An 18,851-nucleotide genomic window follows, 5' to 3' on the forward strand; every position below is an offset into this window, starting at 1 on the left:
GGCGGCGCGCTCGCGCGGGGGGCCCCGCCCCCCCCCCCCCCCCGGCGTGGGGGGGGGGTCCACCCCGTCTACAAAACCTCCCCCCCCCCCCCCCCCCAGCCGGGCCAGTTCGGCGGGCCGCGAGACGTGCGGGCAGTGCCCGGCGTCCAGCTCGACCGGCTCCACTCCCAGCCGTTCGCGTGCCGCGCGGGCCATCCAGTCCGGGCGCAGCGTGCGGTCGGCCGTGGGCACCACCACCGTCGACGGGATCCCGGGCACGGGGCCCGCCGGGTGGGCCGGAAGCGCCGGCGGGTGGAACAGCCGCAGCGTCCCGTGGGCCCACTCCCGCACGTCCGGCGGGCAGTCGTGGAACAGGAACCGGTCCGCGAGCGCCGGGTCGCGGGTCGGGTCGACGCCGACCCACTCGCGGTGGAACATCGCCGTGACGTCCGCCGCGGCCTCCTCGGCGAGACTGCGCCCGCCCGCGAAGTCGGGGATGTACGCGCCGACCCACACCAGCCGGGACGCGCCGAGCGCCGCGGCGACCGCGGGCAGCAGCACCCCCGACCCCGAGTGGGCGACCACGACCGGCTCGCGCACGTCCGGCAGCGCCCGCCGGACGGACGCGGCGATGGCCGGCACCGTCGAGGTGTCCGCGCCGTCCAGCAGGTCGGCGGCGAAGACGCGGTGGCCGGTCAGCTCCCGTGCCAGCAGGTCCCAGCCGCGGGGCGTCTGGGTCGTGCCGTGCAGGAGGACGAAGTCCACCTCAGAGCTTGACCGGGTAGACCGGCTCCGGGATCTCGGGCTTGATCCGGTGCTCGACGAAGATCCCGTGCCACAGCATGAACACGATCAGCGCCCACAGCTGGCGGCTGCGGTCCAGCTGGCCCGCCTTGTGCTCCTCCAGCAGCGCCAGGATCGCCTTCTTGTCGAGCAGCTCCTCGGTCTTCGAGTCGTTGATGATCCCGCGAGCCCAGTCGTACATCTCGTTGCGCAGCCACAGCCGGATCGGCACCGGGAAGCCCAGCTTGCGGCGGTTCAGCACGTGCGCCGGGATGATCTTGGCCAGCGCCTGGCGCAGTGCGTACTTCGTCGTGTTGTGCGCGAGCTTCTGGTCCAGCGGGATCGACGCGGCGACCTTGAACACTTCGGCGTCGAGGAACGGCACCCGCAGTTCCAGCGAGTTCGCCATGGTGACCTTGTCGGCCTTGACCAGGATGTCGCCGCGCAGCCACGTGTAGAGGTCGACGTGCTGCATGCGGGCCACCGGGTCCCAGCCGCGCGAGACGTCGTACCAAGGCGCCGTGACGTCCTTGAAGCCGACGCCTTCCTGGTACGTCTTCAGGACGTTGCGCAGCTGGTCGTCGCGGAAGTTGCGGGCGTTGCCATAGTAGCGGTCCTCCAGCGGCAGCGCGCCGCGGCGCAGCAGGTCCTTGCCGCGGGTGCCCTCCGGGATCTTCGTCGACACCTTGCCGATCAGCTTCCGCATGCCGCCCGGGATCTTCTCGAACGGCGCCAGCGAAATCGGCTCGTTGTAGATCGTGTAGCCGCCGAACAGCTCGTCCGCGCCCTCGCCGGACAGCACCGCCTTGACGTGCTTGCGGGCCTCGCGCGCGATGAACCAGAGCGGGACCAGCGCCGGGTCGGCCACCGGGTCGTCGAGGTACCAGACGATGAGCGGCAGGACCTCCATCATCTCGTCCGCGGTGACCGTGCGGACGACGTGCTTCACGCCGATCGCGGCGGCCGACTCGGCGGCGACGTCGACCTCGGAGTAGCCCTCGCGCTCGAACCCGGTGGTGAACGCGATCAGGTTCGGGTTGTGCTCCTTGGCCAGCGTGGCGGTGGCCGTGGAGTCGATGCCGCCGGACAGGAACGCGCCGACGGTGACGTCGGGGTCGGAGATCATGTGCTTGCCGACCGAGTCGCGCATCACATCGGCGATGCGCTGGTGCAGCTCTTCGGCCTCGGCCTGGGTGTTCACCGGCTTCGCGGTGAACTGCGGGTGGAAGTAGCGGGTGAACTTCACCTCACCGCCGGGCACGACCTCGAACGACGTCCCGGACTCGACGCGGCGGATCGCGGTGTGCAGCGACTCGGGCTCGGGCACGTACTGCAGGACCAGGTAGTGCTGCAGCGCCTTCCGGTCCAGCTCCTGCGCGACGCCGAGGGTGTCCGACAGCTCCAGCAGGCTCTTCTTCTCGCTGGAGAACGCCACTCCGCCGGGGCCGGCCGAGTAGAAGAGCGGCTTGATGCCGAACGGGTCGCGCGCGCCGAAGACGCGCTTCTCCTGGGAGTCCCAGATCATGAAGGCGAACATGCCGCGCAGCCGCTTGACCCAGTCGGCACCCAGGTAGTGGAAGCCGGCGACGATGGCCTCGCCGTCACCCTCGGTCTCGAACTTCGCGCCGTGCTGCTCGGCCAGTTCGGCGCGCAGCTCCAGGTAGTTGTAGATCTCGCCGTTGAAGTTCATCGTGTAGCGGCCCGGCGCCTCCGGCGGTCCCCAGACCAGCGGCTGGTGGGCGTGCTCGACGTCGATGAAGGCGAGCCGGTTGAAGCCGTAGACGACCTCGGCGTCGGCCCAGGTGTCCTGCTCGTCGGGGCCGCGGTGACGCTGGCAGCGCATGGCCGCGCCGACGGCGTCACGCGCGTTCGCGGCGCCGGTCTCGGTCGCGCAGATCAGTCCAAGCAGGCCGCACACGGGTACTCACACACCTTCAGGGTCTTCGTGGGGCTGGGGAGCGCCCAGTATGCCGGGCGGGCCGTGGCGAGGACCACGCGCGTCGAGAGTTACCCCTTGGTCAGCGCGGAGCGCCAACTCGGCTAGGCTCCGGCCTGTCACAAAGATCTGTCGTAGGAGGCTCTGGGTGAAAGGGCGAGGCGCAGTGGGACAACCCAAGCGCACCCTGGGGAAGCGGACCGTGCGCGTCGCCGCGCTGGCCGTGCTGGTCGCGCTTACCGCGACGGGCTGCTCCGGCGACGAGATCCTGCGGTTCGGCTGGCCGGTGGGCGTCACGCGCCAGGCCGAAGACATGCGCACGCTGTGGACCTGGACCGTGGTGGCCGCGCTGGTCGTCGGCGCCATCGTGTGGGCCCTGATCTTCTGGACCGCGGCGTTCCACCGCAAGAAGAAGACAGTCGACGGCGAGCCGGAGGAGCTGCCCCGGCAGTTCCAGTACAACATCCCGCTCGAGCTGTTCACGGTCGTCGTCCCGACGATCATGGTCTGCGTCCTGTTCTACTTCACCGCGACGACGGAGTCGAAGGTTCTGGACAAGATCCCGAACCCGGACGTCAAGGTCCAGGTCGTGGCCTTCCAGTGGAACTGGGAGTTCAAGTACGAGGACGCCGGCGCGGCGAAGCCCGACGGCAGCGGCCAGGTGAGCACGGTCGGCTCGTCCGGCGAGATCCCGCTGCTGGTGCTCCCGGTCGGCAAGACGATCCAGTACGACCTGATCTCGACGGACGTCATCCACTCCTTCTGGGTGCCCGAGTTCCACTTCAAGCGGGACGTCTTCCCGAACCCGGACAAGAACAACCAGGACAGCTCCTTCCAGAACACGATCGACCGCGAAGGCTCCTTCGTCGGCCGGTGCGCGGAGCTGTGCGGCACCTACCACTCGGTGATGAACTTCGAGGTCCGCGCCCTGTCGCCGGACAAGTACGACGCGTACATCGCGTTGCGCAAGCAGGTGAACCCGGCCACCGGCCAGACGTTCACCGCGTCCGAAGCCCTCACGAAGATGAACTGTGGCGAGCTGTGCACCCCGCACGCGGTCACCACCCAGCCGTTCAACACCGACCGCACGGCGCGGACCGCGTCCAACTGACGCCGCAGCCACACAGGGAGTAGGAAAGACCCATGAAGGCCGAAGCGCGCATCTTCTTCATCGTGGCAGTCTTCGCCGTGATCATGGCGGGCGTGTACTGGGTGTGGGCCGTGCTGGACCCCCGCTTCGGAGGCAGGCCCGAGCCGGTGGGCATCGTCTCGCTGGTCCTGACCGGTGGCCTCGCGTTCCTCGCGGGCAGCTACATGCAGTTCGTCTCCCGGCGCATCGAACCGCGCCCGGAAGACCGTGAGGACGCCGAGATCAGCGACGGCGCCGGCGAGCTGGGCTTCTTCAGCCCGGGCAGCTACTGGCCCGTCTCCATGGCGGCCACCGCGGCTCTCGCCGCGCTGGCCCTGGCGTTCTTCCACATCTGGCTGCTCGTCATCGCGCTGGTCGCGCTGCTGATCACGATCGGCGGGCTGGTGTTCGAGTACCACACGGGTCCGTCGCACGACTGACCTGCGGTTTTACTGACTGGCCGCGGCGCTGAGGACTCAGCGCGGCGGCCAGTACTGCGAGCATCCCCAGTGCCTCCGGCCAGGTCGGGCGGTGGCCGTAGAAGGCGACGTCCACCAGCACCGCGACCACCGGGTAGAGGTAGGACAGCAGCGCCACCGTCGTGGTCGGCAGCTTGCCGATGCTCGCGTACATCAGGACGTACATCAGTGCCGTGTGGACGGTGCCCAGCAGCACCAGCCAGAGCAGCTCGCGCGGAGCCGTCGGCAACGGCGTGACGAGCAGCACGGGCGCCAGCAGGATCGCGCCCACCGTCGTCTGCACGGCCGCGAGCAGGTGCGGGCGGATGTGTTTCAGCTGCTTCGCGACGAAGGACGCCCCGGCGTAGAGCAGGGCCGCGCCAAGTGCCAGCCCGATCCCGGCGAGCTGGACGGGTTTGCCGTCTTCACCGTGCGCGGACAGGGAGATCAGGGCCACGCCGCCGAACGCGATCGCGGCCCGGACCAGGTGGCTCTTGGCGACCTTCTCGCCGAGGAACGCCGCCGCCAGGCCGACCAGGATGAGCGGCTGGGTGTGGTAGACGACTGTGCTGACCGAGATCGACGACAGCGCGTAGGACGCGAACAGCAGCACCCAGTTGCCGACGAGGAACAGTCCACCGAGGACGGCCAGCCCGAGGTCGCGCTTCGAGGGCCGCCAGGCCGGCAGCCAGCCGCGGGCGAGGCACCACAGCACCAGGAGCGTCCCGCCGACGAAGCAGCGGGCGAAGGCCACGGCGGGCGCGGCGGCGCCGCTCTCGAGGACGACGGCGCCGATCGTGCCGGACATCGCCATCGCCGCGGACCACTGGAGCAGCGGGCGGGTTTCGGAGTTCGTCATGGTCTTCAGGTTCGTCCGGTTGTGGTGGGTCAACCAGTGTCAGAGATGACAACGGCCGCAAAACTTGTGACATGCTGGCCGGCGTGGACGTCAACCGGGTCGCGGTGGTGCTCGCGGATCACGTTTCGCCGTTCGAGCTGGGGGTCGCGTGCGAGGTGTTCGGCACCGACCGCAGCGCCGACGGCATCGAGGGCTGGGAGTTCGGGGTCTGTTCGCCCGCGGGTGCCGCGGTCTCGAGCTGGTCGGGCTTCGGGCTGACCGGGCTTCGCGACTTGGACTTCGCGGCAGCGGCCGACCTGCTGATCGTGCCGACGTGCGCGCCCCGGACGGCGGCCCCGCCGGCGCCGGTGCTGGACGTCCTGCGCGAAGCCGCGGCGCGGGGCGCGTGGGTGGCGGGGTTCTGCGCGGGCGTGTTCACGCTGGGCTACGCGGGCCTGCTCGACGGCCGCCGCTGCACGGTCCACTGGGTGTACGAGGCGGAGTTCCGCGCCCGCTTCCCGGCGGCGGTCGTGGACACCCAGGCGCTGTACGCGGACGACGGCGGGGTGCTGACGAGCGCGGGCACCGTGGCGGCGGTGGACCTGTGCCTGCACCTGGTCCGGCGGCTGCGCGGCGTCACGGCGGCGACGACGCTGGCCCGCCGGATGGTGGCGGCGCCGTTCCGGGCGGGCGGGCAGGCGCAGTTCGTCCAGGCACCGGTGCCGTCGGTCCCGGACGACTCGGTGGTGGCGGAGGCCCTGGAGTGGGTGGAGCGGCGGCTGGACCAGCCGTTCACGGTGGCCGAGCTGGCCCGCCGGAGCGGCGTGGGAGAACGAACGTTCCTTCGCCGCTTTTCGGCGGCGACGGGGACGACACCGCACCGGTGGTTGACGGAGCGGCGGCTGGACCGGGCCCAGGCGCTGCTGGAGGAGGGGCGGCTGTCGGTGGAGGACATCGCCACGGCGTGCGGGTACGCCTCGGCAGCGGCGCTGCGGCACCAGTTCAGCCGGCTGCGGGGGACCAGTCCTTCGTCGTACCGGACGGCTTTCCGCGGCTAGGTTTCGCCGGGCCGGGACTCAGCCGAAGGCGATCCAGCGGTCCAAAAGGGCCGCCGCCGCCCCGGAATCGATGGCCTCCGCAGCCCGCGTCAACCCGGCGCGCAGATCGTCCTCGAGAGACCCCGAGAACCCGCTGAACGCCGCCAAAGCCGCGGCGGCGTTGATCAAAACCGCGTCGCGCACCGGACCCGGCTTCCCGCCGACCAGCTCCCGGACCACCTGGGCGTTCGAAGCGGCGTCGCCACCGCGTAGATCCTCCGCCGTGGCCCGCGGGATGCCCAGCGCCGCCGGGTCGAACGACGTCCTGGTCACCGTTCCGGCCGACACCACCCACACCGACGAGGTGGTCGTCGTCGTGATCTCGTCGAGGCCGTCGTCGCCGCGGACCACCAGCGCCCGGGTTCCCCGGCGGGCGAACACTTCCGCCAGCACGTGCGTCTTGTCCTCGTACGCGCAGCCGATCAGCGCACTTCCCGGCTGGGCCGGGTTCGTCAGCGGGCCGAGCAGGTTGAACGTCGTCGGGATGCCGAGCTCGCCGCGGACCGGGCCCGCGTGCCGCAGGGCGGGGTGGAACGCGGACGCCAGGAAGAACCCCACGCCCACCTCGGTGAGGCTGCGCTGGACCTCTTCCGGGGGCAGCGAAATCGTGACGCCGAGCGCCTCCAGGACGTCCGCCGCGCCGGACTTCGACGACGCGCTGCGGTTGCCGTGCTTGGCCACCGGGGCGCCGGCCGCCGCCGTGACGATCGTCGCCATCGTCGAGATGTTCACCGAGTTCGAGCCGTCGCCGCCGGTGCCGACGATGTCGACGGCCGGGCGGTCCAGCTCGACCCGCCGGGCGTGCGCCAGCATCGTGGCCGCCATACCCGAGATCTCCGAAGGCGTTTCACCCTTCGCGCGCAGCGCCACCGCGAACCCGGCGATCCGGGCCGGGCTCGCCGCGCCGCTCATGATCTGGTCCATCGCCCACGCCGTGTCCTCCTCGGACAGGTCGACGCGTGCGACGAGCTGCTTGAGCAGCGGCGGCCAGGTGCGGGGGACCGGGGTGGTCACCGGGCTCAGCCGTTCACGACGGGGACCCGTCGCGCGCGCAGCACGTCGGCGACGGTTTCCGCGGCGGTCAGCGGGTCCAGCGGGTGCACCAGCACGGCGTCCGCCTGCGACCACGTCGCCAGCCACCGGTCGTCCCGGCGCCGCACCGCGACCACGATCGGGGGACAGTCGGCGATTTCGCTCTTCAGCTGCCGGCACAGGCCGATGCCGCCGGTCGGCTGCGCCTCGCCGTCGAGGATCGCCAGGTCGACGTTGCCCGCGTCCACCTCGGACAGCACGTCCGCGATCCCGGCCGCCTCGACGTAGTCCACGCGCGCCAGGTCGGCGGACGGCCGCCGGCCGACCGCGTTCACGATCGCTTCGCGCACCTCCGCCTTGTGGCTGAACACCAGGACCCGCATCGACTGCTCGGCCATTTGAGCTGCCTCCGTCTCATTGCCGCACGACTCGCCCCGATCGTATCGGCCGAGACCGACATCACGCGGGCGCCTCCGGCTGGAGCGCGTCCCAGCCCAGCGCGTCACCGCCGAGCCGCTGCGCCAGACCCGCCATCCGGGACCGTTCCTGGGCGCAGTGCAGGGCGTCGAGCACCTGGACGCGCACCGCGTGCACCCGCACCGGATCGTCCGAAGGTGACACTTCTCGCAGGTCGTAGCCGTCCTGGGCGAGGATCGACGCCGCTTCGGCGACCCGTTCGGGCGGCAGGAGCAAGTGGTGCCGCAGGACGGCCGGTGCCGTGCTGACCCAGGCGGGTGAACCGGCGAGGACGGCCGAGTCCGCGACGACCGGGTCGAAGGCCTCGGCGACGATCTCCAAACCGGGCGAATCAGCGGTCAGACCGGGGCTTTCGTGCTTCTTGACCAGGTCAAGCAGCCGGTCGAGTAAACCCATGAGTAGCTCTCACCTTCCCGGGCGTCCGGTGTGATCGGTTACGCAGACGGCTCGCCGTGGACCCACCCGGCGGAGCGGTGGTGCGAGAGGACATAATGCGACGCGTGACAACGGCAGCTCCCACCATCAGTCAGCGGGTCCACTCGCTGAACCGGCCGAACATGGTCAGTGTCGGCACCATCGTGTGGCTGTCCAGCGAGCTGATGTTCTTCGCCGGACTGTTCGCGATGTTCTTCACCGTCAAGGCGCAGAACTCCTCCGGCCAGTGGCCGCCGCCGTTGCACGGCGAGGAGTTCCACCTCAACGTGGCGTACGCGATCCCGTTCACGGTGATCCTCGTGCTGTCTTCGCTGACTTGCCAGTTCGGCGTGTTCGCCGCCGAGCGCGGCGACGTCTACGGCCTGCGCCGCTGGTACATCATCACGTTGATCATGGGCGCCATCTTCGTCGGCGGCCAGGCCAACGAGTACCACAACCTCGTCGAAGAGGGGATGACGATCCCGTCCGGCCCGTTCGGCACGGTCTTCTACCTCGCGACCGGGTTCCACGGCCTGCACGTCATCGGCGGGCTCATCGCCTTCGTGTACCTGCTCATCCGCACGAAACTGAGCAAGTTCACGCCCGCCCAGGCCACGTCGGCGATCGTCGTGTCCTACTACTGGCACTTCGTCGACATCGTGTGGGTCGGCCTCTTCGGTGTGATCTACCTCCTCCCGTGAGGGCTTCACGCCCAGCCGCCACCACCTTCACCATCGGCCTGAACTGACAGCAAGGGTTGCCGCAAGATGACCACCAGCACCAAGTCCTCGGAGCGCCGCTACCGCGCGCGGTCGAAGCTGCGGAGGCGGTTCGCCGGCCTGCTCGCGCTCGGTATCGCGCTGGTGGGCGCCGGCGCCCTGTACGCCGTGTTCGCCCCGGAGCCGCAGACCGCGCAGGCCCAGGGCACACCGGCGCAGCTGCGCCTCGGCGAGCAGGTCTACAACAACACCTGCATCGCGTGCCACGGCGCGAACCTCGAGGGCGTGCAGGACCGCGGCCCGAGCCTGATCGGCATCGGCGACGCCGCGGTGTACTTCCAGACCTCCTCGGGCCGCATGCCCGCCTCGCGCCAGGAAGCGCAGATCGAGCGCAAGCCGCCGAAGCTGACCGAGGCCGAGATCGACGCGGTCGGCGCCTACATCCAGGCGCACGGCGGCGGCGCCCAGCGTCCCGCGGAGAAGGGCGAGGCCCTGCGCGGCTCCGACCCGGCCCGCGGTGGCGAGCTGTTCCGCCTCAACTGCGCGTCGTGCCACAACTTCACCGGCCGCGGCGGCGCGCTGTCCGCCGGCAAGTACGCGCCGAACCTGGACCCGGCCAGCGAAGAGCAGATCTACACGGCCATGCTCACCGGGCCGCAGAACATGCCGAAGTTCTCCGACCGGCAGCTTTCGCCGGAGGAGAAGAAGGACATCGTCGCCTACGTGAAGTCGGTGTCCGACGGCAACAACAACCCGGGTGGTAACGGCCTCGGCGGGGTCGGCCCCGCTTCGGAGGGCGTCATCGCCTTTATCGTCGGGATCGCCGCGCTGATCGGCGTGACGTTGTGGATTGGATCGAAGGCATGAGTGCCGAGGGGCCGAAGCCGCCGTCGGAGGCGGAGCTGGCGGAGATGGACCGGGACCAGCTGGTCAAGCTGGGCGGCGCGCTCGACGGTGTCGAGATCGTCGAGTACCCGACCCCGTGGCCCGTGGAGGGCACCCGCGCGGAGAAGCGGGCCGAGCGCCTGGTGGCGTTCTGGTTCGGGCTGTCCGCGCTGGCCGGGATCGGGTTCGTCGTCTCGCTCATCTGGTGGCCGTGGCAGTACGAGGCGCCGGACAACGAGAGCGGCCACTTCTGGTACAGCCTCTACACCCCGATGCTCGGCCTCACGCTCGGCCTGGCCATCCTCGGCCTGGGCATCGGCGTGATCCTGTACACGAAGAAGTTCGTGCCCGCCGAGGTCTCGGTGCAGGAGCGCCACGACGGTGACGGGCAGGGGTCGGCCGAGGTCGACCGCCAGACGATCCTCGCGCACCTGGCCGACGCCGGGAGCCGCAGCACCATCGCCCGCCGGTCGCTGGTCAAGCGCTCGGCGATCGCCGGGGCCGGCGCGCTCGGTCTCGCGGCCGCGGCGCTGCCGCTCGCGTCCTTCATCAAGGACCCGTGGAAGGACACCGAGAACCGGGCGTCCCTGTGGCACACCGGCTGGCTGCCGAACTACCCCGGCGAGAAGGTCTACCTGCGCCGCGACACCGGCAAGCCGGTCGAGGTGGAGCACGGCAAGGAAACCGAGATCGCGCTGCTCAAGGTCGAGGACCTCGACGCCGGCGCGATGGAGACCGTGTTCCCCTTCCGCGAGTCCGAGCGGAACGACGCCGAGGCTCTGGCGGCCGCGCTGACCCGGATCGACAACCCGGTCATGCTGATCCGCCTGCGCCCGACCGACGCCGCCAAGGTGGTCAAGCGGGCCGGCCAGGAGGACTTCAACTTCGGCGACTACTACGCGTACACGAAGATCTGCAGCCACGTCGGCTGCCCGACCTCCCTGTACGAGCAGCGGACCAATCGCATCCTGTGCCCGTGCCACCAGTCGCAGTTCGACGCCCTCCACTACGCCAAGCCGATCTTCGGCCCGGCGACCCGTCCGCTGGCCCAACTACCGATCACGGTGGACGAAGAGGGATACTTGATCGCGCGAGGCGACTTCATCGAGGCCATCGGTCCGGCCTTTTGGGAGCGTAAGTCATGAGTTCACTCACCACGCCGACCAAGGGCGCGAGTGCCGTCGAAAAGGCGCTGGGCACCGCCGCGAACGACGCCGACCAGCGGTACCACGCGGCCAAGGGCCTGCGGCACCAGCTGAACAAGGTGTTCCCGACCCACTGGTCGTTCCTGCTGGGCGAGATCGCGCTCTACAGCTTCATCATCCTGCTGCTCACGGGCGTGTACCTGACGCTGTTCTTCGACCCCTCCATGCAGGAGGTCGTCTACCAGGGCAGCTTCAAGAACATGCAGGGCCTGGAGATGTCGCGGGCCTTCGCCACCACCCTCGACCTGTCCTTCGACGTGCGCGGTGGCCTGTTCATGCGGCAGCTGCACCACTGGGCCGCGCTGATCTTCGTCGCGGCGATGGCCGTGCACATGCTGCGGATCTTCTTCACCGGTGCGTTCCGGCGCCCGCGTGAGGCCAACTGGGTGATCGGTGGGCTGCTGCTGATCCTGGGCTGCTTCGAGGGTTTCTTCGGCTATTCGCTGCCCGACGACCTGCTTTCCGGTACCGGTATCCGCGCGACCTTGTCGGGGATCGTGTTGTCGGTGCCGGTCATGGGCACCTGGATCCACTGGGCGTTGTTCGGTGGGGAGTTCCCGGGCGATCAGATCATCCCGCGGTTGTACACGCTGCACATCCTGCTGTTGCCGGGCATCATGCTGGCGCTGGTGGGGGCGCACCTGGCGTTGGTGTGGTATCAGAAGCACACGCAGTTCCCGGGTGTGCGGCGCAAGGAGACCAACGTCGTCGGTGTCCGGATCATGCCGTACTTCGCGTTGAAGGGCGGGGCGTTCTTCACGCTGGTCGTCGGTGTGCTGGCGTTGATGTCGGGGCTGTTCCAGATCAACCCGGTGTGGAACTTCGGGCCCTACAACCCGGCGCAGGTGTCGGCGGGCTCGCAGCCCGACTGGTACATGGCCTGGGCCGACGGCATGCTGCGGATCTGGCCTGCCTGGGAGGTCTACCTCGGGAACTACACGATCCCGGCGGTGTTCTTCCCCGGCGCGGTCGGCATGCCGATCCTGATCGGCCTGCTGCTGGCCTACCCGTTCCTCGAGCGGAAGCTGTCCAAGGACACCGCGCACCACAACCTGCTCCAGCGGCCCCGGGACGCCCCGGTCCGCACGGCGCTGGGCGCGATGGCGCTGGGCTTCTTCATGGTCATCGAGCTGTCCGGCTTCAACGACATCATCGCCGACAGCTTCGACATCTCGCTGAACGCGACGACGTGGGCCGGCCGCATCGGCGTGCTCATCGTGCCGCCGATCGCCTACTACCTGACCTACCGGCTCTGCCTGGGCCTGCAGCGGGCCGACCGCGAGGTGCTGGAGCACGGCGTCGAGACGGGCATCATCAAGCGGCTGCCGCACGGTGAGTTCATCGAGATCCACCAGCCGCTCGGCGGCGTCGACAGCCACGGCCACGCGGTGCCGCTCGAGTACCAGGGCGCCTCGGTGCCGAAGAAGATGAACAAGCTGGGCTCGGCCGGGCAAGCGGTGCCGGGCACGTTCTGGTCGCCGGACCCGGCGGAGGAGACCGTCGCGCTGCAGCGGGCTCACGGCAACGGGCACGGAAACGGCAACGGGAACGGCCAGCACGGCGAGATCGAGAGCGTGGAGACGGCCGAGGCCGCGAAGCACTCCGACCACTAGTTCCACTCACGACGAAGGCCACCTCCCGCGGGAGGTGGCCTTCGTTCGTTTCAGCTCTTGCCGCTCTCGCGGAGCCGTACGACGGTCTTCTGGGCCCGTGAGACGCGCGTTTCGGGCTTCTTGGCCTCCGCCACCCACTGGACGTATTCGCGCCGGTGTGAGGGCGGCAGGGCCTCGAACGCGGCCTTCGCGTCCGGCGCCGCGGCGAGGGCGTCGGTCAGCTCGGCCGGGAGCTCGCTCAATCCTCCGCGCCGATCGCGAAGGCCTGCTCGGTGTCGGCGCGGGAGTACGACCGGAACGCGATGTGCGTGACGGTGTCCAGCACCCCCGGCACCTTCCCGATCCGGCCGGGGATGAGGTCGGCCAGCTCCTCGTGCGCGGACACCTTGACGGTGGCGATGAGGTCGACGTCCCCGGCGCACGAGTAGACCTCGCCGACGCCGTCGATGTCGGCGATCGCCTGCGCGGCGTCCGGGATCGCGTCCGCCTCAACCTGGATCAGCACGATCGCGGTGATCACCTGGGTCCTCCAAGACTCGTCTGCGGGTGTCGCCCGCGATCCTAGGCCGCGGTGTGCGCCAGCCAATGGTCAGCCAGGACGCGGTCACCGGTGATGGTGACGTCCTCGGCGGGCCGTCGCCGGGTGAGGACGAGCAGCAGGTCCTGGACGGGGCCGGCCAGCGTGACGTCGGCGGCGCTCGTTTCCCGGGTCCACCGGATGCCGCCGGGGTCGCGGGTGATCAGCCAGCCCTGGTCCTGGTCCTGGTCCTGGTCCGGGCGGAGCTGGAGGGTTTGGCCGGTGCCGTGCAACTCGGCGAAGCCCGGCCGCAGGCTCGCCGTGACCGGGTCGGAGAGCACCTCGAGCCACTCGCTGATCGCGTCGGCCGCGAGGTCCGGGGCCACTTCGATGGCGGTTCCGGTGGTCAGCGCCGCGTCCGCGTGGTGGATCGTCGTGTCGTGGAGCATCCGGCGCAGCCAGAACCTCGCCGGCTGGGCGCCGAAGAACGTCCAGACCGGCGTTTCGCCCGCGTCCAGGACCGTCTTGGCGAGGTCGTCGGCGCCCTGGCGGAGCCAGTCGGCCCAGGTGTCGGGGGCGCCGGGGTCGGCGTCGAGCGGGTCGGGGACCGGCGACGGCCCGGACCGGACGATGTCGGCGGACCAGCGGTGGGCCTGGCCGATGTGGCCGACGAGCACGCGCAGCGGCCAGTCCGGGCAGGTGGGGACGCGGGCGTCCGGGTCGGCGCCGGTGACGGTCTCGGCGAACGCGGCGGCGCGGGCGTGCAGTGCCTCGGCGAGTCTGGTGGTGTCCATGGCCGTACCGTAGGAATTCCACCTGGCTGGAGGTTCGACCGAAGGTGACCGAAAACACACTCGGGATCGGCGACCTCGCGCGGCGGACGGGGGTGCCGGTCCGCACGATCCGGTTCTACTGCGACGAGGGGCTGCTGGAGCCCGCGCGCAGCGTCGGCGGCCATCGCCGGTTCGACTTCGGGGCGGTCGACCGGTTGACCCTGGTCCGGCGGCTGCGCGGGCTCGGGCTGGGGCTGCGGTCGATCACCGACGTCCTGACCGGTTCTTGTTCGCTGGACGAGGCGGTGGCTTCCGAGCGCGCGGCACTGGACCGCGAGATGGCGACGCTGTCCTGGCGGCGTTCGGTGCTGCGGGCGGTGGAGGAGTCGTCGCCGGCGGACCGGGCGGTCCGGCTCGAGCTGCTGTCGGCGGTGCAGGACGGGTTCGCGGCGCACGAGGCGCTGGTCCGCCTGTGGCACCCGATGACGACGGGCCCGATCCCGCCGGACACGGCCCGCATGTTCCTGGACATCAGCGCGCCACGGCCGCCGGAGCGGCCGTCGACGGGGCAGGTGGTGGCGTACGCGTCGCTGGTGGTGCTGGCGGCGGACCGGACGCTGGCCGGGCACGTCCGGGCGAGCACGTTGCTGGGCGGTGACCGGGTGGCGGACCTGGGTGCGTTGCACGCGGAGGTGGCGGAGGCGTGCTCGCTGGCGTTCGGGCCGGTGGCTTCGGGGGCGGCGCCGTCAGCCGGGCCGGCGCTGGACCGGTTCGTGGCGGCCCACGCGGCGGCGGTGGGGGCGGGGGACACGCTTGAGTTCCGCCGGGCGTTGAACATCCGGACGGCGCCGGACCGGGATCCGCGGGTGCGGCGGTATTGGCGCTTGGCGGGCGAGGTCACGGGGGAGGCGGCGCCGATGGGGGTCACGCACACGTGGCTGCTGGACGCCCTGGACCGGTCGGTCGCCTGAGCTGGGGGAGCGGAGACCAGGCCGGTTCCCGGCGCGGGGTGCGATCAGGGCAGTAACCCGCGAGTTCCGGCCCGGATCACGCGAGTTCCGGCCCGGATCACGAGTTCCGGCTTCGATCACGCGAGTTCCGGCTTCGAGCACGCGAGTTCTGGCCTCGGTCACGGGAGTTCCGGCCCGGGTCACGCGAGTTCTGGCTTCGATCACGGGAGTTCCGGCCCGGATCACGCGAGATGCGGCTCGGATCACGAGTTCCGGCCTCGACCACGCGAGATACGGCTCGGATCACGCGAGTTCCGGCTTCGAGCACGCGAGATGCGGCTCGGATCACGCGAGTTCCGTGGTTAAGCGGGTGCCAGGCCGCCTGACCACCGCTGCCCGCCTGCCCGCCTGCCCGCCTGCCCCGGTCCGCCTCAGCTCACGTGCTCCAGGGAATGCGCGGTCGAAACCAGATCCAGCCACCCCCGCCACCCGGCCACCGCGGCCGGCTCGGCCCATGGCCTGGTCGTCCTCACCAACCTCACCCCCGGGCGGGCCAGCCAGCGCAGCAGCACCCCCACCTCCTCCGGTGGCGCGCCGTTCAACGGCCCTGGGTCGGGCAGGACCGTCTCCGCCGAGGCCACCAGCACCTCCACCACCGGCATCGGCGGCACCCCACGCCGGGCCACCCCGGCCGAGGCCAGGCGGCCGTAGCGGATCACCGACAGCTCCCAGCCGCCGTTGCCGTCCGGGGCCGCCGCGATCAGCTCCGCGATCGACGCCAGCGCCGTCTGCCGGTGGGCCCGGCCCAGTGCGCGGATCAGACCCGCCAGCTCGTCGCGGTGGCGGGCCGCCTGCTCGAAGTGCCTGCCCTCCGCCAGCCGCTCCACCTGGGCCGCCGCCACGTGCAGGGGGCGGCCGTCGAGGCCCGCGATCAGCCCCGACACCGACTCGACCGCCGGCACGTACGCCTCCACGCTCTGCCGTCCCGCGCACGGTGCTCCGCAGCGCCCCAGCTCCGCCAGCACGCACGGGGTCCCGTTCGCCGTCCGCGGCGAGATCCGCTGCGTGCACGTCCGCAGCCCCGACGCCCCGGCCAAGGTGTCCGCGGTCGCCTTCGCGTCCGCCTGGTTGCGGAACGGGCCCAGCACCCCCGGCCGCGGCAGCCGGACCACCGACAGCCGCGGGAACGCTTCGTCCGTCAGCCCGATCCACCAGCCCTGGTGCCGGTTCTTCGACCGCCGGTTGTACGCGGGCCGGTGCGCCGCGATCAGCCGCAGCTCGCGCACCTCGGCCTCCAGCGCGTGCGCGCACACCACGTGGTCGACGCGCTCGGCCAGCGCGACCATCTCGCGGATCCGGCTCCGCCCCTCCGAACCCGTGAAGTACGTCCGCACCCGCCGCCGCAGGTCCTTCGCCGTGCCGACGTACAGGACCTCCTCCTTCGGCCCCTTGAAGAGGTAGACGCCCGGCGCCGACGGCAGGTCCGCCGCCAGGTGCCGCTTCGCCCGCTGCGCCACCGTGACCTCGGGCAGGTACCCCATCAGCTCTTCGAGCGAATGGACGCCCAGGTTGCCGACGCGCTCCAGCAGCCCGTGCAGCACGTCGACCGTCGCGCGGGCGTCGTCGAGCGCGCGGTGCGTCGGCCGCGTCCGCGCCCCGAACAGCAACGCCAGCGCCGTGAGGTTGTACCGGCCGACCTCGTCGCGCGGCACCACCCGCCGGGCCAGCCGGACCGTGCAGACGACCGTCAGCTTCGGCCACACGTACCCGTGCCCCTCGCACGCCGCCCGCATGTGGGACGTGTCGAACCCCGAGTTGTGCGCCACCAGCACCGCACCGCCGATGAACTCCAGGAACGCCGGCAGCACCTCCTCGATCGGCGGCGCGTCGTAGACCATCGCCTGGGTGATGCCCGTCAGCGAGACGATCTGCGGCGGGATCACCGCTCCCGGGTTCACGAGCGTCGCGAACTCGCCCAGCACCTCGCCCGCGCGGACCTTCACCGCGCCGATCTCGGTGATCCCCAACGGACCCGGCGCTGCCCCGGTCGTCTCGAGGTCGAACACCACGAAAGTCGTGTCCCGCAAGGGAGTTCCGAGCTCGTCGAACGCGAGCTGTGCCTGGATCGAACTCATGTGCGGAGACTAGGGGCGACCACCGACATTTTTCGGGGGGTCCGGGTGGCGGAGCCCCCGAATGGGCGCTGTCGGTTTTCGCTCCGTGCTGGACCGTGTGCCGCGCGGCGCGTGATGCGGGGCCGGGGCCTACCCTGGACCAATGCACCCGCAGCCGCTCGTGCCGGAGCCGCCCGGGGACCCCAGTGGTCCCTCGGGCGTCGCGTCGCGGCCTGAGCAGGCCGAGGAGCCCGAAGAGCGGCCGGATCCGGCCACCTGGCCGGCGCTCCCGGAGCCGGTCCGCGACCGGATCGCCGAGCTCTCGGCGGCCGCCGTCGCCAAGCTGCCCGCCACGGACGTGCCCCGCCAGCTGCGGCCCGTCGCCAAGTTCGCCCCGGCGAAACGGGCCAAGCTCGGCGGTGCCGCGCTGCTCACCGCGCTCGGGGAGTCGTCCCAGTTCCGCACCGCGGTCATCGAATGGCTGCGCGAGCACCGCACCGATGCGCTCGACCCCAACGCCGCCGACTCGGTCGCCGCGGCGGCCGCCGCCGTGCTGCTGGGCGAGTCCGGCGCCGCCGGGCGCGTCCGGCTCGTCGCCAAGAACGCCGAGGAAAACGCCCTGCGCGCCGAACGCGACGCCGCGCTGGCCCGCAGCCAGCGCCTCGAAGCCGAACTCACGCAGCTGCGGGTCGAGCTCGCCGAGGCCAAGAAAGCCGCTGAGGGCGCCCGGGGCGAGCGCGAGGGCGAAGTCGAGAAGCTCTTGAAGCGCCTTCGCGAGCAAGGCGTCCAGCTCCGTCACGCCAAGGACGCGGCCGAAGCGGCGTCGGCCGAGACCGCGCGCGGGTCCGCCGCCCGCGCCGACGAGATCGCCGCCCTCACCACCCAGCTCGCGCGTGAACGCCAGCGCGTCGCCACCGAACGCGCCCGTGCCGAACGCGCGGTGGGCGACGCCGAAGTGGCCCGCCAGTCCGCCCGCGAGGCCCGTGAGGCCGACGAAGTGCGGCTGGCGCTGCTCATCGACACGATCGACGGCGCGGTCACCGGCCTGCGCCGCGAGCTCGCCCTCGGCGCCCGGGGCGCGCGGCCCGCCGACATGGTCCGCGGCGCCAGCACCGGGAGCGGCCAGGGCGGCAAGATCGCCGACGTGTCCACGTTGGACCGCTACCTGGCGCTGCCGAACGTGCACCTGATCGTCGACGGCTACAACGTCACCAAGACCGGCTACCCCGAGCTGGCGCTGGCCGACCAGCGCGACCGGCTGATCCACCAGCTGTCCGCACTGGCGGCGCGCACTTCGGCCGAGGTGACGGTCGTCTTCGACGGCGCGGGCGTGCTGTCGGTCCCGGCTTCGGTGCCCCGCGGGGTGCGGGTGCTGTTCTCCGACCGCGGGGTGCTGGCCGACGACGTGATCCGCAACATCGTGGCGGCCGAGCCCGCGGGCCGGCCCATGGTCGTGGCGACGTCCGACCGCGCCGTGGCGGACTCCGTGCGGAGCGGCGGGGCGCATCCCACGCCGTCCGCGGTGCTGGTCAGCCGCCTCTCGCGGGTCTGACCGACGGAAATTGTCGGTGGTGGCGCCTACCGTCCTCCTCAGTCAGTCCCGACGTGAGGAGGAGCACATGAACGACACCCCCGAGCTGTCCGAAGTGGACGTCTCGCACATTTCGGTTTCGGACATCGAAAGCGTCGTGGTCGACTGCGACCGCTGCGTCGTCCGGGGCATCTCCTGCCACGACTGCGTGGTGACCGTGCTGCTCGGCGCGCCACCCGCCGCGTGGGACGCCGACGAGCGCCGCGCCCTGGACGCGTTCGCCGACGCGGGGATGGTGCCACGGCTGCGATTGGTCGAGGGACCCCTTCCGCACACGGCCTGACGGGCCCGTTTCGTGTCGGCGCGCCGAGTGGTCGATCGGATCAGGTGAACGGTAGGTA

At 71.2% G+C, this 18,851-nt stretch carries 20 protein-coding genes; 10 read left to right on the top strand and 10 right to left on the bottom strand.

Annotated features, from left to right (window positions below; genetic code table 11):
• Together QQ657_RS53760 and asnB are read right to left on the bottom strand one after the other, a co-directional pair.
• On the bottom strand, positions 1-744 hold a 744-nt coding region (locus tag QQ657_RS53760; protein WP_284750235.1), incomplete at its 3' end, for an alpha/beta fold hydrolase.
• Between the two features lies 1 nt (position 745).
• The gene (gene asnB, locus QQ657_RS53765) at positions 746-2,680 is read right to left on the bottom strand and encodes an asparagine synthase (glutamine-hydrolyzing) (RefSeq protein ID WP_284750236.1); all 1,935 of its coding nucleotides are present in this window, start codon (positions 2,678-2,680) and stop codon (positions 746-748) included.
• Positions 2,681-2,864: 184 nt separating this feature from the next.
• Here asnB and ctaC point away from each other — a divergent pair, with 184 nt between their 5' ends.
• Together ctaC and QQ657_RS53775 are read left to right on the top strand one after the other, a co-directional pair.
• Positions 2,865-3,809, top strand: coding sequence for an aa3-type cytochrome oxidase subunit II (ctaC, locus tag QQ657_RS53770; RefSeq protein ID WP_284750237.1), 945 nt, complete (start codon positions 2,865-2,867; stop codon positions 3,807-3,809).
• A gap of 32 nt (positions 3,810-3,841) precedes the next feature.
• Positions 3,842-4,267: a cytochrome c oxidase subunit 4 gene (locus QQ657_RS53775; protein WP_284750238.1), complete on the top strand. Its 426-nt coding sequence runs from the start codon at positions 3,842-3,844 to the stop codon at positions 4,265-4,267.
• Here the strand turns inward: QQ657_RS53775 and QQ657_RS53780 are convergent.
• Positions 4,215-5,144, bottom strand: a complete 930-nt coding sequence (locus QQ657_RS53780) for a DMT family transporter (protein WP_284750239.1) — start codon at positions 5,142-5,144, stop codon at positions 4,215-4,217. The two genes, QQ657_RS53775 and QQ657_RS53780, sit on opposite strands and share 53 nt — an antisense overlap.
• An 83-nt stretch (positions 5,145-5,227) precedes the next feature.
• On the opposite strand from QQ657_RS53780, the gene QQ657_RS53785 reads away from it, so the two are divergent.
• On the top strand, positions 5,228-6,181 hold the full coding sequence (locus QQ657_RS53785) for a GlxA family transcriptional regulator (protein ID WP_284750261.1): 954 nt from the start codon (positions 5,228-5,230) through the stop codon (positions 6,179-6,181).
• A gap of 18 nt (positions 6,182-6,199) precedes the next feature.
• Here the strand turns inward: QQ657_RS53785 and trpD are convergent, their stop codons facing one another.
• The 3 genes from trpD to QQ657_RS53800 form a co-directional block, all read right to left on the bottom strand.
• Positions 6,200-7,234 (bottom strand): anthranilate phosphoribosyltransferase, encoded by a 1,035-nt coding sequence (gene trpD, locus QQ657_RS53790; RefSeq protein WP_284750240.1) that lies wholly within the window; start codon positions 7,232-7,234, stop codon positions 6,200-6,202.
• Positions 7,235-7,239: 5 nt separating this feature from the next.
• The gene (locus QQ657_RS53795) at positions 7,240-7,650 is read right to left on the bottom strand and encodes a hypothetical protein (protein WP_284750241.1); all 411 of its coding nucleotides are present in this window, start codon (positions 7,648-7,650) and stop codon (positions 7,240-7,242) included.
• A 61-nt stretch (positions 7,651-7,711) separates the two neighbouring features.
• Positions 7,712-8,125, bottom strand: coding sequence for a ribonuclease E inhibitor RraB (locus QQ657_RS53800; protein WP_284750242.1), 414 nt, complete (start codon positions 8,123-8,125; stop codon positions 7,712-7,714).
• Positions 8,126-8,220: 95 nt separating this feature from the next.
• On the opposite strand from QQ657_RS53800, the gene ctaE reads away from it, so the two are divergent.
• From ctaE to qcrB, 4 genes are all read left to right on the top strand, one after another.
• Positions 8,221-8,844, top strand: a complete 624-nt coding sequence (gene ctaE / locus QQ657_RS53805) for an aa3-type cytochrome oxidase subunit III (RefSeq protein ID WP_086681061.1) — start codon at positions 8,221-8,223, stop codon at positions 8,842-8,844.
• A gap of 66 nt (positions 8,845-8,910) precedes the next feature.
• On the top strand, positions 8,911-9,729 hold the full coding sequence (gene qcrC / locus QQ657_RS53810; protein ID WP_284750243.1) for a cytochrome bc1 complex diheme cytochrome c subunit: 819 nt from the start codon (positions 8,911-8,913) through the stop codon (positions 9,727-9,729).
• Entirely contained in the window at positions 9,726-10,892 is a 1,167-nt protein-coding gene (gene qcrA / locus QQ657_RS53815; protein WP_284750244.1) for a cytochrome bc1 complex Rieske iron-sulfur subunit, read from the top strand. Before qcrC ends, qcrA begins: the two co-directional genes overlap by 4 nt.
• On the top strand, positions 10,889-12,565 hold the full coding sequence (gene qcrB / locus QQ657_RS53820) for a cytochrome bc1 complex cytochrome b subunit (protein ID WP_284750245.1): 1,677 nt from the start codon (positions 10,889-10,891) through the stop codon (positions 12,563-12,565). Before qcrA ends, qcrB begins: the two co-directional genes overlap by 4 nt.
• 50 nt (positions 12,566-12,615) lie before the next feature.
• On the opposite strand, the gene QQ657_RS53825 is transcribed toward qcrB, so the two are convergent.
• The 3 genes from QQ657_RS53825 to QQ657_RS53835 are packed head-to-tail and all read right to left on the bottom strand — an operon-like array spanning position 12,616 to position 13,876.
• Positions 12,616-12,807 (bottom strand): YdeI/OmpD-associated family protein, encoded by a 192-nt coding sequence (locus QQ657_RS53825; RefSeq protein ID WP_284750246.1) that lies wholly within the window; start codon positions 12,805-12,807, stop codon positions 12,616-12,618.
• The gene (locus tag QQ657_RS53830; protein ID WP_284750247.1) at positions 12,804-13,085 is read right to left on the bottom strand and encodes an Lrp/AsnC family transcriptional regulator; all 282 of its coding nucleotides are present in this window, start codon (positions 13,083-13,085) and stop codon (positions 12,804-12,806) included. The genes QQ657_RS53825 and QQ657_RS53830 overlap by 4 nt, the downstream gene beginning before the upstream one ends.
• 41 nt (positions 13,086-13,126) lie before the next feature.
• Complete coding sequence (locus tag QQ657_RS53835; RefSeq protein WP_284750248.1) at positions 13,127-13,876, bottom strand: maleylpyruvate isomerase family mycothiol-dependent enzyme; 750 nt, start codon at positions 13,874-13,876, stop codon at positions 13,127-13,129.
• A 44-nt stretch (positions 13,877-13,920) separates the two neighbouring features.
• Between QQ657_RS53835 and QQ657_RS53840 the strand changes: the two genes are divergently transcribed.
• Positions 13,921-14,826 (top strand): MerR family transcriptional regulator, encoded by a 906-nt coding sequence (locus QQ657_RS53840; RefSeq protein WP_284750249.1) that lies wholly within the window; start codon positions 13,921-13,923, stop codon positions 14,824-14,826.
• A 410-nt stretch (positions 14,827-15,236) separates the two neighbouring features.
• On the opposite strand, the gene QQ657_RS53845 is transcribed toward QQ657_RS53840, so the two are convergent.
• Entirely contained in the window at positions 15,237-16,940 is a 1,704-nt protein-coding gene (locus QQ657_RS53845; protein WP_284750250.1) for a DEDD exonuclease domain-containing protein, read from the bottom strand.
• A gap of 142 nt (positions 16,941-17,082) precedes the next feature.
• On the opposite strand from QQ657_RS53845, the gene QQ657_RS53850 reads away from it, so the two are divergent.
• Both QQ657_RS53850 and QQ657_RS53855 read left to right on the top strand, forming a co-directional pair.
• Positions 17,083-18,471 carry an NYN domain-containing protein gene (locus tag QQ657_RS53850; protein ID WP_284750251.1) on the top strand — a complete coding sequence of 463 codons (1,389 nt, stop codon included), beginning with the start codon at positions 17,083-17,085 and terminating at the stop codon, positions 18,469-18,471.
• A gap of 67 nt (positions 18,472-18,538) precedes the next feature.
• Positions 18,539-18,793 carry a hypothetical protein gene (locus QQ657_RS53855; RefSeq protein WP_284750252.1) on the top strand — a complete coding sequence of 85 codons (255 nt, stop codon included), beginning with the start codon at positions 18,539-18,541 and terminating at the stop codon, positions 18,791-18,793.
• Positions 18,794-18,851 lie beyond the last annotated feature (58 nt).

The organism is Amycolatopsis ponsaeliensis, from assembly GCF_030182635.1.
Taxonomy (GTDB): domain Bacteria; phylum Actinomycetota; class Actinomycetes; order Mycobacteriales; family Pseudonocardiaceae; genus Amycolatopsis; species Amycolatopsis ponsaeliensis.